12 protein-coding genes are annotated in these 15964 nt (G+C 73.1%); 9 read left to right on the top strand and 3 right to left on the bottom strand.

Going from position 1 to position 15964, the window contains the following annotated elements; translation table 11 throughout:
* Positions 1 to 6: 6 nt before the first annotated feature.
* The 3 genes from AB0J10_RS20300 to AB0J10_RS20290 all read left to right on the top strand — a co-directional run bounded on the left by AB0J10_RS20300 (position 7) and on the right by AB0J10_RS20290 (position 3558).
* Positions 7 to 861, top strand: coding sequence for an ATP-binding cassette domain-containing protein (locus AB0J10_RS20300; protein WP_363063448.1), 855 nt, complete (start codon positions 7 to 9; stop codon positions 859 to 861).
* 96 nt (positions 862 to 957) lie between these two features.
* The gene (locus AB0J10_RS20295) at positions 958 to 2979 is read left to right on the top strand and encodes an NADPH-dependent 2,4-dienoyl-CoA reductase (protein WP_363063446.1); all 2022 of its coding nucleotides are present in this window, start codon (positions 958 to 960) and stop codon (positions 2977 to 2979) included.
* Between the two features lie 24 nt (positions 2980 to 3003).
* The gene (locus AB0J10_RS20290; protein WP_363063444.1) at positions 3004 to 3558 is read left to right on the top strand and encodes a PadR family transcriptional regulator; all 555 of its coding nucleotides are present in this window, start codon (positions 3004 to 3006) and stop codon (positions 3556 to 3558) included.
* A 133-nt stretch (positions 3559 to 3691) separates the two neighbouring features.
* Here AB0J10_RS20290 and AB0J10_RS20285 read toward each other — a convergent pair whose 3' ends face one another.
* Positions 3692 to 4153, bottom strand: a complete 462-nt coding sequence (locus AB0J10_RS20285; protein ID WP_363063442.1) for a hypothetical protein — start codon at positions 4151 to 4153, stop codon at positions 3692 to 3694.
* A 369-nt stretch (positions 4154 to 4522) separates the two neighbouring features.
* Here AB0J10_RS20285 and AB0J10_RS20280 point away from each other — a divergent pair, with 369 nt between their 5' ends.
* The 4 genes from AB0J10_RS20280 to pip all read left to right on the top strand — a co-directional run bounded on the left by AB0J10_RS20280 (position 4523) and on the right by pip (position 11568).
* Positions 4523 to 5899, top strand: coding sequence for an FAD-dependent monooxygenase (locus AB0J10_RS20280; RefSeq protein WP_363063655.1), 1377 nt, complete (start codon positions 4523 to 4525; stop codon positions 5897 to 5899).
* Between the two features lie 414 nt (positions 5900 to 6313).
* Positions 6314 to 8983, top strand: a complete 2670-nt coding sequence (locus AB0J10_RS20275; protein ID WP_363063440.1) for an HAD-IC family P-type ATPase — start codon at positions 6314 to 6316, stop codon at positions 8981 to 8983.
* A 266-nt stretch (positions 8984 to 9249) separates the two neighbouring features.
* A complete protein-coding gene (locus AB0J10_RS20270; protein WP_363063653.1) occupies positions 9250 to 10503 on the top strand; it encodes a cation:proton antiporter in 1254 nt (417 codons plus the stop codon).
* A gap of 102 nt (positions 10504 to 10605) precedes the next feature.
* Positions 10606 to 11568 carry a prolyl aminopeptidase gene (gene pip, locus AB0J10_RS20265; RefSeq protein WP_363063438.1) on the top strand — a complete coding sequence of 321 codons (963 nt, stop codon included), beginning with the start codon at positions 10606 to 10608 and terminating at the stop codon, positions 11566 to 11568.
* A gap of 99 nt (positions 11569 to 11667) precedes the next feature.
* Here the strand turns inward: pip and AB0J10_RS20260 are convergent, their stop codons facing one another.
* On the bottom strand, positions 11668 to 12558 hold the full coding sequence (locus AB0J10_RS20260) for an ABC transporter substrate-binding protein (RefSeq protein WP_363063436.1): 891 nt from the start codon (positions 12556 to 12558) through the stop codon (positions 11668 to 11670).
* A 441-nt stretch (positions 12559 to 12999) separates the two neighbouring features.
* Positions 13000 to 14391 carry an NADP-dependent succinic semialdehyde dehydrogenase gene (locus tag AB0J10_RS20255; protein WP_363063434.1) on the bottom strand — a complete coding sequence of 464 codons (1392 nt, stop codon included), beginning with the start codon at positions 14389 to 14391 and terminating at the stop codon, positions 13000 to 13002.
* Between the two features lie 211 nt (positions 14392 to 14602).
* Between AB0J10_RS20255 and AB0J10_RS20250 the strand changes: the two genes are divergently transcribed.
* Positions 14603 to 15358: a hypothetical protein gene (locus AB0J10_RS20250; protein ID WP_363063432.1), complete on the top strand. Its 756-nt coding sequence runs from the start codon at positions 14603 to 14605 to the stop codon at positions 15356 to 15358.
* Between the two features lie 124 nt (positions 15359 to 15482).
* Positions 15483 to 15956 carry an NUDIX domain-containing protein gene (locus AB0J10_RS20245; protein WP_363063430.1) on the top strand — a complete coding sequence of 158 codons (474 nt, stop codon included), beginning with the start codon at positions 15483 to 15485 and terminating at the stop codon, positions 15954 to 15956.
* Positions 15957 to 15964: the final 8 nt, after the last annotated feature.

Genomic DNA, 15964 nt, shown 5'->3' with positions numbered 1-15964 from the left:
ACGTCCGTGGACGCGAGCGTACCCGGGGCCGGGGCGCCCGTGGTGGAACTGGCCGGCGCTGGATTCTCCTACCCGGACGGCCCGCCGGTGCTGCGCGGTGTCGACTTCGCCGTGCCGGGCGGACGTTCCCTGGCGCTGCTGGGCCGCAACGGCAGCGGCAAGACGACCCTGATGCGGCTCCTCAGCGGCGGGCTTCGCTGCGAGGAGGGCCGGTTGCTGCTGGACGGCGAGCCGGTGGCGTACGACCGCGGCGGGCTGACCCGGCTGCGGACGACGGTGCAGCTGGTCGTGCAGGATCCGGACGACCAGCTGTTCGCCGCTTCGGTGGGCCAGGACGTGTCGTTCGGGCCGATGAACCTGGGGCTGCCGGAGCCGGAGGTACGGGCCCGGGTCGCCGAGGCACTCGACGCCCTGGACATCACGGCGCTGGAGGACCGCCCGACGCATCTGCTGTCGTACGGGCAGCGAAAACGGGCCGCGATCGCGGGCGCGGTGGCGATGCGGCCGCGGGTGCTGGTCCTGGACGAGCCGACGGCGGGACTCGACCCGCACGGGCAGGAGCGGCTGCTGGCGGTGCTGGAGCGGCTGCGGGAGGGCGGCACGACCGTGGTGATGGCCACGCACGACGTGGACCTGGCGCTGCGCTGGGCGGACGACGCCGCCGTGCTGTCGCCGGCGGGGCTGCGGACGGGGCCGGTCACGGAGCTGCTGGCGGACCGGGAACTGCTGGACTCGGCCCGGCTGCGCCTGCCGTGGGCGATGGCCGCGGAGGAGGTGCTGCGCGCCCACGGGCTGCTGGAAGCGGGCAGCCCGGGCCCCCGGACCCCGGAGGAGCTGGACCGCTGGACCGTACCGGCGTAGCGCATCTCACCCGGACCTCGTTGTGCAACTAGTTGCATAACGAGGTTCCGGCGTCTACAAAAGGGGGCGACGCTCATTGCGCGAGGAGGCGCCCCGATGACCCCCACCCCGTACCCGCATCTGCTCAGCCCGCTCGACCTCGGCTTCACCACACTCCCGAACCGGGTGCTCATGGGCTCGATGCACATCGGCCTGGAGGAGGCGGAGAACGGCTTCGAGCGCATGGCGGCCTTCTACGCCGAGCGCGCCCGCGGGGGCGTCGGGCTGATCGTGACCGGCGGTATCGCCCCGAACGACGCGGGGCGCCCCTACGACGGCGGCGCCAAGCTCACCACCGCGGAGGAGGCCGCGCAGCACCGCACGGTCACCGAAGCGGTGCACGCGGCGGGCGGCCGGATCGCCATGCAGATCCTGCACTTCGGGCGCTACGCCTACCACCCCCAGCTGGTCGCGCCGAGCGCGCTGCAGGCCCCCATCAGCCCGTTCGTCCCCCACGCCCTCACCGACGAGGAGGTCGAGCGGACCGTCGAGGACTACGTCCGTGCCGCGGAGCTGGCCAAGTCCGCGGGTTACGACGGCGTCGAGATCATGGGGTCCGAGGGCTACCTGATCAACGAGTTCATCGCGAGCGCGACCAACCAGCGGGACGACCGATGGGGCGGCTCGTACGAGAACCGCACCCGCTTCCCCCGGGAGATCGTCCGCCGCACCCGCGAGCGGGTCGGCGACGACTTCATCATCGTCTACCGGCTGTCGATGCTCGACCTCGTGCCCGGCGGCTCCTCGCTCGACGAGGTGGTCGCGCTCGCCAAGGAGATCGAGGCGGCCGGCGCGACCATCATCAACACCGGCATCGGCTGGCACGAGGCCCGGATCCCGACCATCGCGACCTCGGTGCCGCGCGGCGCGTACACCTGGGTGACGCGGAAGCTCATGGGCGCGGTGTCGGTGCCGCTGGTCACCAGCAACCGGATCAACACGCCCGAGGTCGCGGAGCGGGTGCTCGCCGAGGGACGCGCGGACATGGTGTCCATGGCACGGCCCTTCCTGGCCGACCCGGAGTTCGTCGCCAAGGCCCGCGAGGACCGCGCCGAGACGATCAACACCTGCATCGGCTGCAACCAGGCGTGCCTGGACCACACCTTCAGCGGCAGGATCACCTCCTGCCTGGTCAACCCCCGTGCCTGCCACGAGACCGAGCTGGTGCTCTCCCCCACCCGACTGCGCAAGCGCCTGGCGGTCGTCGGCGCCGGCCCGGCGGGCCTCGCGTTCTCGGTCTCGGCCGCAGAACGCGGCCACGAGGTGACGCTCTTCGACGCAGCCGGGGAGATCGGCGGGCAGCTGAACATCGCCAAGCGCATCCCCGGCAAGGAGGAGTTCGAGGAGACGCTGCGCTACTTCCGCACCCAGCTGGAGCTGCGCGGGGTGGAGGTCCGGCTCGGGACCTTCGTCACGCCGGAACTGCTGACCGGGTACGACGAGATCGTGGTCGCGACCGGGGTCACGCCCCGGACGCCGGCGATCGAGGGCGTCGACCACCGCAGCGTCGTCAGCTACCTCGACGTGCTGCGCGACGGGGCCGAGGTCGGTGAGCGGGTCGCCGTCGTCGGCGCCGGGGGGATCGGCTTCGACGTCGCGGAGTTCCTCACCGACGGCGGAGAGGGCGCGAGCCTGGACCCGGAGACGTACTTCCGGCAGTGGGGCGTGGACACCGGGTACGCGGAGCGGGGCGGGCTGCGGGCCCCGGAGCGGCCTCGGTCCCCGCGGACCGTGCACCTCCTGCAGCGCAAGTCCTCCAAGGTCGGCGCGGGCCTCGGCAAGACGACGGGCTGGATCCACCGCACGGAGCTCAAGCACCGCGGCGTCACGATGGTCGCGGGGGCGGCGTACGACCGGATCGACGACGAGGGCCTGCACATCACGGTGGACGGCGCGGAGAGGACGATCCCCGTGGACACGGTGGTGCTGTGCACCGGCCAGGAGCCGAGGCGCGACCTGTACGAGGAGCTGACCGCGGCGGGGCGCACCGTGCACCTCATCGGCGGCGCCGACGTGGCCGCCGAACTGGACGCCAAGCGCGCCATCGACCAGGGCACCCGGCTGGCGGCTGCGATCTGACCCCGCATCCTTAGGATGCGGTTCATGTCCCTCCCGCACGCGATCCTCACCGCCCTGCTCGAGAAGCCGTCCTCGGGCCTGGAGCTGACCCGCCGCTTCGACCGGTCCATCGGCTACTTCTGGTCGGCGACGCACCAGCAGATCTACCGCGAGCTGGGGAAGCTGGAGGAGTCGGAACTGATCCGCGCCCTGCCCGCGGCCCAGCCGGCACGGGGCAACCGCAAGGAGTACGAGGTGCTGCCCGCGGGCCGAACCGAACTGGCCGGCTGGGTGGCCAGGGCCGAGGACCCCAAACCCATCCGGGACGCCCTGCTGCTGCGCATGCGGGCGGCGGCGGTCGTCGGGACGGAGGGGCTCGAGGCGGAGCTGCATCGGCATCTCGAACTCCACCGGCGGCAGTTGGCGGAGTACGAGGAGATCGAGAAGCGCCACTTCCCGCCGGAGCGGGGCGCGGCCGAGGACCGGCTCCGGCACGTGGTGCTGCGCGGTGGGATCGAGCTGGAGCGGTTCTGGATCGGCTGGCTCACCGAGGCGCTGGACGAGCTCGGCGGGCTACCCCCGGCACCTCGGCGGGGGTAGACGGGGGCGGCGCCGCCGGGGGCGGACGGGGTTGCAGGGCCTCCGCGAGGCAGGCGGGGCGCGGGGCAGGCGGGGCGCGGGGCAGGCACAGGCGCGGGTGCCCGCCGACGCGACCCGAATCGCCCGCGCCCGGCTACGCCCGCCTCCGGCCGCTCCTCCAGCCGGAGCCGGGACGCAGTGCCATGAGGCCCCACCCCGCTGAGGCCGCGAGCGCGACGGCCGCCAGCAGGGCCAGCAGCGGCGGCTCGGGGCGCCAGCCGAGCGACAGCCGGGTCCCGAGCCAGACGACACCGACGGCCACCGTCTCCGGTGCGTGGACCGGCACCCGGGCGGCCGCGGCCCTCAGCACGGCGGCCGCGACCAGACCGATCGCCGTCCAGGCGGCGAGATAGGGCAGCAGGGGGCCGGGGGCGGCGCTGGGCAGGCCGTACTCCTCGGGGCCCAGACGGAAACGGCCGGACGCCCAGCCGAGTGCCACACCGGCGGCGGTGACGGCCACCACCCACACGGCATGTCGCCAGAGCGGCCCGGGCCTGACCTTCTCCTCCGCGTCGTCGAAGTCGTCGTACGGGGCGGGGCCGAAGTCGTCGATCACGACGGGGAGGACGTCGCCGAGCAACTCCGGGTTGCCCGGCCGACGGACTGGTCCGGGGCACGCCGGTCCGGGGCACGCCGGTCCGGGGCCGATCGACCCGACCGGGAGCTGCCCGATCGGGAATCGCCGGAGAAGGGAGTCGCCCGAGAGGATCGCCTACGGCCTCTGCGACGAGCGCGTCGGCCCGCACCCGGACGAAGCCATACCACATCGGGGGTCCGCGGCACGGCACCCGTGATCTTCCGGTCGCAGCCGAGGATACTGGTCGGCCGTAGGGGTACTCGCCGACCACGAGGGGCGGACACGGTGAACGACGCGCGGGAACAGGCCGGTTGGGGACGGGACGGCAAGGGGCGCCACGCCGTCGTCATCGGAGGGAGCCTCGCCGGACTGCTCGCCGCGCACGTGCTCGCCGGCCACGCCGACCGGGTGACCGTCGTGGAGCGCGACCGCGTCCCCGACGGCCCCCAGCCGCGTCCGGGCGTTCCGCAGAGCAGACACGCCCATGTGCTGCTGGAGAGCGGGCAGCTGGCACTGGACTCCCTGTTGCCCGGTTTCACGGCCGAGTTGCGGGCGGCCGGGGCGCCGCGCGTGGGCATGCCCCAGGACATGGTGGCGTGGAGCGGGGCCTGGCTCCGGCGGACGGCCCCGACGACGCACATCCACACCGGCTCCCGAACCCAGCTCGAGCACCTGGTGCGCAGGCGGGTGCTGGCCAATCCGGTGATCACGACGCTCGAGTCCACGGAGACGGTGGGGCTGACCGGGGACGCCTCCCGGGTCCGCGGAGTCCTGCTGAGGCAGCGCCGCGGGGCGGACGGGGCCGCGGACGACCCGCGTGTGCGGCAGCCGCGCACGCTGGAGGCGGATCTGGTCGTGGACGCCTCCGGGCGGGGCTCGCGCGCCCCGCAGTGGCTGGCGGCCCTCGGGGCCCAGCCTCCGCAGGAGGAGAGCATCGACACCGGCCAGGCCTACGCCTCCCGTGTCTACCGCAACACCGGTGCCCATCTGGGCACGGAGGCACTCGCCTACTGGTTCTACCCGAGCCCCTCGCAGACGTACGCGGGCGGGGTGCTGCCCCTGGAGGACGGCAACCACCTCGTGGCTCTCGCGGGCCTCCGCGGCCAGGAGCCCCCCACGGACGACGCCGGGTTCACCGCTTTCGCGGCGCGCCTCCCCCACCCGTACCTCCACGAGTGGCTGCTCACCGCCGAACCGCAGACGCCGGCCCACGGATTCCGCTCGACGGCCAACCTTCGCCGCAGGTACGACCGCCCGGGCCGGCGCCCCGCCGGTTTCCTCGCCACCGGTGACGCGCTCTGCACCTTCAACCCGATCTACGGACAGGGCATGTCGGTCGCCGCGATGAGCGCCGTGGCGCTGCGCGACGCGCTGGCCGACCCGCGTCGGAGGCCCACGACCCGACGGGTACAGCGGGCGCTGTTCGACGCCTCGCGCCAGGCGTGGGACATCTCCGCGGGCGCCGACCGGTCCATGCCCGGGGCGGTGGGGAACGCCGTCGCCTCCCGGGCCGTCGACCGACCGGTCGGCTGGTACCTGGACCGCGTCCAGCAGCGGTACGCGGGCGATCCCGTGCTCGTGGGGCCGGTCTTCCGTTCCGTGCTGACGTTGACCACCCCCCTGAGCACCCTGTTCGCTCCGCGAATGGCCCGGGCGGTGCTGTTCGGCCCCGTGGCCGGCACTCCCGCCGCACCACCGATGCGAGCGGAGACCGCCGGCGGCTGAACCGCGCCCCCACCGGACGCACCGTATGTCCGCACCGGCCGGAGCGAACGCCCGCGCCCCGGCGCGGTGCCGGGTTGCCGTGGCGAGCGGACGGCTGAAGCGCGCCACCTGCCGCTGTGTGCCGTCCCGGACGGCGTCGACGGCCACCCGGCCGGAGGACAGTCGGCCCATGGTCGCGGGACGCGCGCCGGCCCGTTGGCGCGGCGGGAGGGCCTGGGCGAGTGTGGGGGTGAGGAGGCCTGCAGATGAGCACCGGAATCCGGGCCACGCGCCCGCTGCCTTTCCTCCACGGCGGCTTCGGGCGTCAGGGGGAGTTCCCGGTCGGCGTCGCACGGGGCTCCGGTGCCGGGCGGTGAGGCCCCCGGGCCGCCTCGTCGGGCCGGCGGCCCCGCGGCCGACGCGCACCACTCGCTGGTGGCCCACGAGGTCGTGCTGCTGCTGGAGACCGATGTCGATCGCGGCCTGACGCCCGAGGAGGCGGCACGACGGCTGGAGCGGCTCGGCCCCAATCTGCTTCCGCCGGCGGCGGGCGGCGGCCTGCTGCGGCGAGTCGTGCGCCAGTTCCACCACCCGCTGATCTACGTCCTCCTCGTCGCAGGCGCGATCACCGCGGCCCTGGGCGAGTACGTCGACTCTGCGGTGATCTTCGGTGTGGTGCTGGTGAACGCCCTGGTCGGTTTCGTGCAGGAGTCGAAGGCCGAAGCCTCGCTGGAGGGCCTGCGGGCGCTGGTGCGCACGACGGCCACCGTGGTGCGCGGTGGCCGCAGACGGCAGGCGCCGTCCTCGGAACTGGTTCCCGGGGACCTGGTACTGGTGGAGGCCGGCGACAAGGTACCGGCCGATGTGCGTCTGCTCCGGGCCGCGGAGCTGCGGGTGGACGAGTCGGCTCTGACGGGCGAGTCCGTACCGGTCGCCAAGGACGAGGTGGTGCTGCACCCCCGCACCCCGGTCGCCGACCGGCGCAACATGCTGCACTCCGGGACGCTGGTGACGGCCGGCCAGGGCACCGGGATCGTGGTGGCCACCGGCGCGGAGACCGAACTGGGGGCGATCCACCGCCTGGTGGGGGCCGCGGAGACGCTGGCGACACCGCTGACGGCCAAACTCGCCGCCTTCAGCAAGCTCCTGACGGCGGTGATCCTGGCTCTGGCTGCGGTGACCTTCGCGATCGGCCTGGTCCGAGGGCAGGAGGCGGTGCAGACGTTCACCGCCGCGGTCGCCCTGGCGGTGGGAGCGATCCCCGAGGGCCTTCCGGCAGCGGTCACCATCACCCTGGCCATCGGCGTGTCCCGGATGGCGCGGCGCCGTGCGGTGATCCGCAGAATGCCTGCTGTGGAGACCCTGGGCAGCACCACGGTCATCTGCTCGGACAAGACCGGCACGCTGACCGAGAACCAGATGACGGTGCGAGCGGTGTGGACACCCGGGGCCGTCTTCGAGGTGACCGGTTCCGGGTACGCCCCCGACGGTACGCTGCACGCCGCGGACGGCACGGCGGTCGCGGCCGACGCGAACCGGGCGCTGCGGTGGTGTCTGCTGGCGGGCGCCGCCTGCAACGACGCCGTTCTCACCTGCAGGGACGGCCGGTGGGAGCTCATGGGCGACCCCACCGAGGGGGCGATGCTCGTCGTGGCCGGCAAGGGCGGCCCGAGTACGACGGACCTGGCCGAGCGGTACCCCCGGATCGGCACGATCCCCTTCAGTTCCGAGCGGCTGTACATGGCCACCCTCCACCACGACGGCACCGCGGGCGGCCACGTGGTGCTGGCCAAGGGCGCCACCGAGCGGATCGCCGGCCTGTGCTCGGGGCAGATGGCCACCGACGGCTCCATCCAGCCGCTGGACCGCGAAGGCGTCCTGGCCGCTGCCGAGCGCCTGGCCGCAGGCGGCCTGCGGGTCCTGGCCACCGCCGCGCGGCCGTCCGCGGACCCGGCCGCCTTCACCGAACAGGACCTGCCCGGCACCCTGGTCCTCACCGGGTTGCAGGCCATGCTCGACCCGCCCCGCGCGGCGGCCACCGCCGCTGTGAGCGCCTGCCGCACGGCCGGCATCACCGTCAAGATGATCACCGGGGACCACGCGGCCACCGCAGCCGCCGTCGCCGACCGCATCGGACTGCTGACGGGGCCGGGACCTGGCGAGGGGGAGGTGCTCACCGGCGCGGACCTGACGACGCTGCCCTCCCGGGACTACCCGGGCGCGGTGGACCGGGCCCGGGTCTTCGCCCGGGTCTCGCCGGAGCAGAAGCTCCGGCTGGTCCAGGCCCTGCAGGACCGCGGACATGTCGTGGCGATGACGGGCGACGGCGTCAACGACGCCCCGGCCCTGCGCCAGGCCAACATCGGCGTCGCCATGGGACGCGGTGGCACCGAGGTGGCGAAGGACGCCGCCGACATGGTGCTCACCGACGACGACTTCGCCACCATCGAAGCCGCCGTGGAGGAGGGCCGCGGCGTCTTCGACAACCTCACCAAGTTCATCGTGTGGACCCTGCCGACGAACATGGGCGAGGGCCTGGTCATCCTGGCGGCCATTCTGACGGGCACCACACTGCCGATCCTGCCCACCCAGATCCTGTGGATCAACATGACCACCGCGGTCGCGCTCGGCCTGATGCTCGCTTTCGAGCCGAAGGAGCCGGGCATCATGGACCGGCCGCCCCGCGAACCCGCCCGGCCACTGCTCACCGGCGCCCTCGCCGTACGCATCCTGCTGGTCTCGGCCCTGCTCGTCGCCGGTGCCTGGTGGCTGTTCACCTGGGAACGCGGCACCGGCGCGAGCCTGGCGGAGTCACGCACCGCAGCGGTGAACCTGTTCGTCGCCGTCGAGCTGCTCTACCTCTTCAGCTGCCGCTCCCTGACCCGCTCCCCATGGCGTCTCGGCCTGTTCGGCAACCGGTGGATCATCGGTGGCGTCCTCGTCCAGGCGGCCGGCCAACTCGCCCTCACCTACCTGCCGGCGATGAACCACCTCTTCCACACCGCGCCGATCAACGGCCAGGCCTGGCTGCGCATCCTCGGCATCGCCGCGCTCACCGCGCTCGTCGTCGCCACCGACAAGCGCCTGCGTCACCAGTCGATGTAGCCGACCCCGGCACCGCCCCGGTTGTCGGCGCCCCGCCCGCGCGCGGCCACGGCGGGGTCGCCCTGCTTCGCGCGGGCCGGGTCGCTGCCCGGGCGGTGCCGCACCTTCCGGAATTGCCGGGTCCCGGCAATTCCGGAACGGAAGCGGATGCCCGTCAGGCGCTTGTCAGGAACGCGTAAGGGACGTGTAAAGTCTGCCGCGGAGTGCCGGGAAGCCTGGTCGGCGAACAAGAGACAGCTCTCTCCACCGATCGGGGGACCACGTACATGGTGCTCGTCGCCGTCTTCGGCGCCGCTCTGCTCATCGCGGTGCTGCTCTCCGGGCTCGCCGCCCGGACAGTGCTCTCCACGTCCTTCCTCTTCCTCGTCGGCGGCGCGCTCGTCAGTGACGGGTTCCTCGGGCTCATCCACATCACACCGGACAGCGAGATCGTGGCGGTCACCGCCGATCTGGCGCTGTTCGCGGTGCTGTTCACCGACGGCATGCACGTGTCCTTCCCCAAACTGCGGGCGCACTGGAAGAACCCCGCCCGCGCCCTGGGCCTGGGCATGCCGCTCGCATTCGTCGGCATGGCGGTCGTGACCCACTACCTGGCCGGACTGGACTGGACGACCTCCTTCCTGGTGGGCGCCGTCCTGGCGCCGACCGACCCGGTGTTCGCCTCCGCGATCGTGGGCCGCAAGGAAGTGCCCGCCAAGCTGCGGCAGTTGCTCAACGTCGAGAGCGGCATCAACGACGGGCTCGCCCTGCCGTTCGTCCTGATCTTCATCGTCGCCGCCGGCCCGACCAGCGGTCACACCGAGGCGTCGTTCGGGAAGATCGCGCTGGAACTCGGGCTGGGACTCGCCTTCGGCGTCATGCTGCCGCTGCTGGTCAACGGGCTCGCACGGTTCCGCCTGCTGGGCGCCGAGCCCAAGTTGCAGCCTCTGCTGCCGCTGGCCACGGGGATCATCCTGTACGCCGTGTGCCACCTCACCCACGCCAACCCGTATCTGGCCGCGTTCTCGGCGGGCGCGGTGATCACCGCCGTGTCACCGGAGGCGAAGACGGCTTTCGAGCCGCTGGGAGAGGCGCTGGCCGAGCTGGCGAAGTTCGCCGCCCTGCTCGTCTTCGGCGCGCTGCTCACCCCCCAGCTCTTCGGCGACCTGTCCTTCGGCGGGTACGTCGCCGTCGTCCTGGCGATCGTCCTCATCCGCCCGGCCTCGATGCTGCTGTCGCTGGTCGGCACCCGCTTCGACCGCCGAGAGAGGCTGGTCGCCGCCTGGTTCGGGCCGAAGGGCTTCGCATCGGTCGTCTACGGGCTGCTCGTGCTGCAGGCCGGGATACCGCAGGGCGAGCAGGCGTACACCCTCATCGCCGTCTGCATCGCGTTCTCGATCATCGCCCACAGCAGCACCGATGTGCCCATCGCGCGGATCTTCCATGTCGACGACCTCGCCGGCATCCCCGAGAGCCACGACGAGCGGCCGGAAGAGCGGATCGGCGAGCACGACAACGACGGGGCACCCCGGCCGTCCTGAGCGCACGACCGTGGGAAGGGACATGTTCCACTGGCTGTGGACGGCCGTCTGGTCGGCCGTCATGCTGCCGCTCCCCCTCGCCCGAGCAACTGAGGAGTCGTCATGCCCACGCTCTATCCACCGATCGATCCCTATGAGACGGGCATGCTCGACACCGGTGACGGCCACCGCGTGTACTGGGAGGTCTGCGGCAATCCCGACGGCAAGCCCGCCCTCGTGGTGCACGGCGGCCCCGGGTCGGGATGCGGGCCCGGGGCCCGTCGCCGGTTCGACCCGGAACGCTACCGGGTCGTCCTCTTCGACCAGCGCGGCTGCGGTCGCAGCACCCCGCACGCCAGTGACCCCCGCGCCGGCCTGATGGCCAACACGACCGGGCATCTGCTGACGGACATGGAACGGCTGCGGGAACTGCTGGGCGTGGACCGCTGGCTGCTGTACGGCGGGTCCTGGGGATCGACCCTGCTGCTCGCGTACGCCCAGCGGCACCCGGAGCGGGTGTCGGAGATCGTGGTCAACGGGGTCACGACGACCCGTCGTTCGGAGATCGACTGGCTCTACCGGGGTGTGGCCCGATTCTTCCCCGAGGAATGGGACCGCTTCATGGCGGGGGTCCCCGAGGCCGGGCGGGACGGCGACCCGGTCGCGGCGTACGCGCGCAGGATGAACGACCAGGACCCGGCCGTGCGGGAGAAGGCCGCGAACGACTGGTGCGCCTGGGAGGACGCGGTCGTCTCGCTGGAGCCCCACGCCCCGTCCGGCGTCTACTCCGGCCGCGCACCGGCTGCCCGGGTCGCCCTCGTCCGCATCGCCTCGCACTATTTCGCGCACGGGGCGTGGCTCGAGGAGGGCTCCCTGGTGCGGAACGCCGCGCGGCTCACCGGAATCCCCGGCGTGCTGATGCACGGCAGACTCGATCTGTCCAGCCCTCCTGACACGGCGTGGGAGCTGTGCCGCGGCTGGCCGGACGCCCGGCTGGTGACGGTCGGCGACGCGGGACACCTGGGCAGCGAGGCGGCGGAAGCCGCGGTGCTGGCCGCGCTCGACGGCTTCGCCGGCCGCCGCTGAGACGTCGTCAGGACGGACGGTGCCGCACCACAGCCCCGCCCGCCGTCCGCAAGGCTCCCGCCCCTGCCGCCGCGTCCCGTACGTCATCGGGCCCCGCCGCTACACCCCACCGCCTCCCGCGGCCTCCACCGCGTCGGCCACGCGGTCGAAGAAGCGCGCGTGCGCACCGTCGCTGTGCGGTTCCTCGGGGTTCCACGGCACGACCCGGGCGGCGGACGCGGCCGTGCGCCAGGCGGCGTTGTCACCGAGGGCGTCCAGGGGGTACGCGTTGGCTCGGGCGTCGACGAGGAGCACCCGCGCGGAGAGCTCCGCCACGTACGGCCAGTCGGCGGTGAGCCAGTTGACGCCGGCGCCTCCCTGCGGGGACACCAGATCGAGGCCGAGGGCGGTGAGCTCCCTGAGGGCGGGCCAGGACTGCGGTTTGGCGAGCCAGACGCTGTCGGCGGAGGCCGGTGAAAGGGCCAGCAGGGGCGGGCGGGCGGCGTTGTCGTGTGCGAGGGCCCGGAGCCGGGCGGTGGCGCGGGCGAGGGCTATGGCGCCCGCCGTGTCCTGGGCGGCTCCCAGGGCTCGGGCGAGGGCGGCGAACCGGGCGCGCACGTCGCCGAGGGACTGGTCCTGGCCGACGTCGAGCACGACCAGGGGCACCCGCTCCTCGACGTGCTTCGCCGTGTCCGGGTCGAGGCCGTAGACCTGTCCTCCGCCGTAGGTGACGGCGACGACCAGATCGGGGTCGTCGCGGAGCAGCGCGTCGGCGTCGAGCGCGGCGCCCGAGCCGAGATAGCCGACGTCGTCGAGGGGCAGGGATCCGGCCTTGACCGGGTCGGGCCCGTCGCCGTCGTGGTTCGAGCCGAACAGCCCGGCCGGGCGTATGCCGTGCTCCCAGAGGGTCGCTCCGGCCTGGATGTAGGCGACGACCCGTTCGGGCCGCCGGTCGGAAGTGGCCAGACGGCCCCGGTCGTCGAGGAATTGCCAGTCGGTCTGCCGGTCCATGATCGAGTGCTCCTTGCCCCTCGCCTGCGACTCGCTGCCCCTCTTCCTGCCCAGGGATCGCGCGCGACGAACTGCAGGACCCGGGCTCCTGGTGCGGCGCCCCGGACGCCGGCCGCCGGTGGGTGCGGCGAACGGTCCGAGGGGACTTCGGGAGGGGTCGGGTTCCGGTCGGTGTCGCAGACGGGCTCGTGTCGCGGCCGGGCGGGAGCCGCCGGCGAGGGGGCCGCCGACGTCAGTCGCCGGTCGGCCGGGGGCGGATGAGCGGGAGGGCGATACCGCTCCACACGAGGGTTCCGCTGACGAAGGGAGCCGCGGCGTACATCGAGTCGCACGGCAGGACGAGGCGCGGTTGCGGGTGGCGGCGGCCCGAGGACCGTCCCGCCCGTCCGGGTCGCACGACGGGCGCAGGCTCCCGGACCCCTGAGCGAGGCCGTGCTCGCCTCAGGCGGCGGTCCATACGGTCGTGATGTTGCAGAACTCCTTGATCCCGTGGTCGGACAGCTCTCGCCCGTAGCCGGACCGCTTCGCGCCGCCGAAGGGCATCGCCGGATGAGAGGCGGTCATGCCGTTGAAGAAGATCCCACCAGCCTCCACGTCCTGGACGAACCGCTCCATGTCGCTCGCGTCCCGGGTCCAGACGTTCGAACTCAGCCCGAAGGGCGAGTCGTTGGCGACGCTCACGGCCTCGTCCAGGTCGGAGACGCGGTAGACGGTCGCGACGGGGCCGAAGGCCTCCTCGTGGTGGATCCGCATCTCCGGGGTGATCCCCGCGAGGACCGTCGGCAGGTAGTACCAGCCGGCCGGCCGTTCCCCCGGGCGACCGGCGCCGCACAGCACCTGCGCGCCGAGCCGTACCGCGTCGTCGACCAGTTCCTCGAGGTCGGCGCGGCCCTGCTCGGTGGCCAGCGGCCCGACGTCGGTGGACTCGTCCATGGGGTCGCCCACGGCGAGTGCCTCCATCCGGGCGGTGAAGCGCTCGGTGAAGGCGTCGTGGACGTCCTCGTGGACGATGAACCGCTTGGCCGCGATGCACGACTGCCCGTTGTTCTGGACCCGGGCGGTGACGGCGACCCGCGCGGCCCGGTCCACGTCGGCGGACGGCATGACCACGTACGGATCACTTCCCCCGAGCTCCAGGACGGTCTTCTTGACCTCGTCACCGGCGATCGCGGCGACGGACCGCCCGGCCGGCTCGCTGCCGGTGAGCGTCGCCGCTGCCACCCGCGGATCGCGCAGTACGCCCTCGATCGCGCCCGCGCCGACGAGCAGGGTCTGGAAGCACCCGTCCGGGAATCCGGCCCGGTGGAAGAGATCGCCCAGGTAGAGGGCGGTCTGCGGGACGTTCGACGCGTGCTTGAGCAGTCCGGTGTTGCCGGCCATCAGTGCGGGTGCCGCGAACCGCACGACCTGCCAGAGCGGGAAGTTCCAGGGCATCACGGCGAGCACCACGCCCAGGGGGCGGTAGCGGACCGTGACACCGGAGGCACCCGAGTCCTTCACGTCGTCGTCCGAAGGGTGCTCGTCGGCCAGCAGTTCCTCGGCGTGGTCGGCGTACCAGCGCATCGCCTTCACGCACTTCGCCGCCTCGGCCCTCGCGGCAGTCAGCGGCTTGCCCATCTCGCTCGTCATGGTGCGGGCGATGTCCTCCTGGTCCTCCTCCAGCAGCGAGGCGGCCCGCTTCAGGAGCCGGGAACGCTCGGAGAACGAGGTCGTGCGGTACGCACGGAAGGTCGCGTGGGCGGCGGCCAGGCGGTTCTCGATCTCCTCGGGGCCGATGGCTTCGAAGGTCTTGAGCGTCTCGCCGGTCGCGGGATTCACACTGGCGATGGCCATGGCTGTGTCCTCCTTCGGCCGCACTTACGACCCTGCCGTGCCGGGAGCGGCGGCGCAACGCGACCGGCCGGGCCGGCCGCCCCTCGCAACCGCCGGGCTCGCCACCCGCCCCAATCGCCCGCGGTTCACCCGAACGGGCAGCCGGTGCCCCCGCGGCGTAGGCTCGGGAGCGGCGGATCACCCCGGCCGGTCGCGTCACCGGGAGGCGATCGTGAGCGCACTTCGCCGCAGCAGCGGGAGCAGGGGCTGGACACGGGTGTCGTCCGCGGCGTTGCTCGCGGTCGCACTGGCGGCCGGCGGCACGGCGTACGCGGGCGACGACATCGAGACGCTCACGGCCCGGCAGATCGCGGAGAGGGCCCGTGAGGCGCTGCTCGGCGCCGAGTCGGTGCACATCACCAGCAAGGGCGACCTGCGCGAGCCGGGCTCGCCGAGCGAGCTGGATCTCGCCCTCGACCGCTCGGGCAACTGCGCCGGCACGGTCAGCATGGGCGACGAGGGCTCCGTGGAGATCATCAAGCGGGGCGGGACGGTGTGGATGAAGCCGGACGCGGCGTTCTGGAAGAACCAGGTGCCGGGCGGCGGCGACACGGTCAAGGAGCTCGTAGGGGACCGCTATCTGCGCGGCACGACGGACAACGGACTGCTCAAGGGCATGACCCAGGTCTGCGACCTCGACACGTTCGTCGACCGCCTCACCGGCGTCCCCACCAGCGACGTCGACCTCACCAAGGGTACGAAGACCAAGGTCGACGGGGTCGACGCCATCCCGCTGTCGGGCAATCTGGCCGGCCGGACGATCACTCTGTACGTCGCCACCGAGGGCGAGCCGTACCCGGTGCGCCTGGTGGTGACGAGCGCCGGTGCGGCGAAGGCGACCGTCGACTTCTCGGACTACGACGAGCCCGTCCCGACGGCGACGCCCCCCGCCGACGAGAGCGTCGACCTGTCCACTCTCCTGGGCTAGACGCCCTTGCTCCGGCCGGACCGGCCCACTCCCAGGAGTGAACCCGGCTGATGACGTTCACCCGGCGGCCGGCGGCCCCGAGGTCCGATGGCGGCGGCCGTCGGCCCCCCGCAGACTCGGCGGCATGTCGGGCAAGCGAAGCGCCGGCCTCCTGCTGTTCCGGGGCGCCGCGACGGATCTCGAGGTGCTGATCGGGCACATGGGAGGCCCCTACTGGGCCGCCAGGGACGAGGGCGCGTGGTCAATCCCCAAGGGCGAGTACGGCCCGGAGGAGCAGCCGGAGGCGGCGACGCGGCGGGAGTTCGAGGAGGAACTCGGACTGCCCGCCCCGGACGGCGAGCGCATCGCCCTCGGTGAGAGCCGCCAGCCGGGCGGCAAGACCGTCACGGTGTGGGCGGTCGAGGGCGACCTCGATCCCCGTTGCGTGGTGCCCGGCACCTTCACGATGGAGTGGCCGCCGCGGTCCGGTGTGCCGACGGAGTTCCCGGAGGTCGACCGGGTCGGCTGGTTCCCCCTGGAACGCGCGGCGGAGCTGCTCGTCCCCGGCCAGCGGATCTTCCTGGACCGGCTTGCCCACCACATACGCGGCGGCCGCTGAACGCGGCC

Origin of the sequence: Streptomyces sp. NPDC049887 (genome assembly GCF_040656535.1) — a bacterium.
In the GTDB taxonomy this organism is placed as follows: domain Bacteria; phylum Actinomycetota; class Actinomycetes; order Streptomycetales; family Streptomycetaceae; genus Streptomyces.
The sequence above is the reverse complement of the archived record's forward strand: the minus strand, read 5'-3'. Positions and strand labels throughout refer to the sequence as shown.

Bases quoted from the DNA above. Each gene is read 5' to 3' on its own strand.
- AB0J10_RS20255 (WP_363063434.1), bottom strand. From the start codon at position 14,391: ATGGCCATCGCCAGTGTGAATCCCGCGACCGGCGAGACGCTCAAGACC.
- AB0J10_RS20290 (WP_363063444.1), top strand. From the start codon at position 3,004: ATGTCCCTCCCGCACGCGATCCTCACCGCCCTGCTCGAGAAGCCGTCC.
- AB0J10_RS20260 (WP_363063436.1), bottom strand. From the start codon at position 12,558: ATGGACCGGCAGACCGACTGGCAATTCCTCGACGACCGGGGCCGTCTG.
- AB0J10_RS20270 (WP_363063653.1), top strand. From the start codon at position 9,250: ATGGTGCTCGTCGCCGTCTTCGGCGCCGCTCTGCTCATCGCGGTGCTG.
- AB0J10_RS20245 (WP_363063430.1), top strand. From the start codon at position 15,483: ATGTCGGGCAAGCGAAGCGCCGGCCTCCTGCTGTTCCGGGGCGCCGCG.
- AB0J10_RS20295 (WP_363063446.1), top strand. From the start codon at position 958: ATGACCCCCACCCCGTACCCGCATCTGCTCAGCCCGCTCGACCTCGGC.
- pip (WP_363063438.1), top strand. From the start codon at position 10,606: ATGCCCACGCTCTATCCACCGATCGATCCCTATGAGACGGGCATGCTC.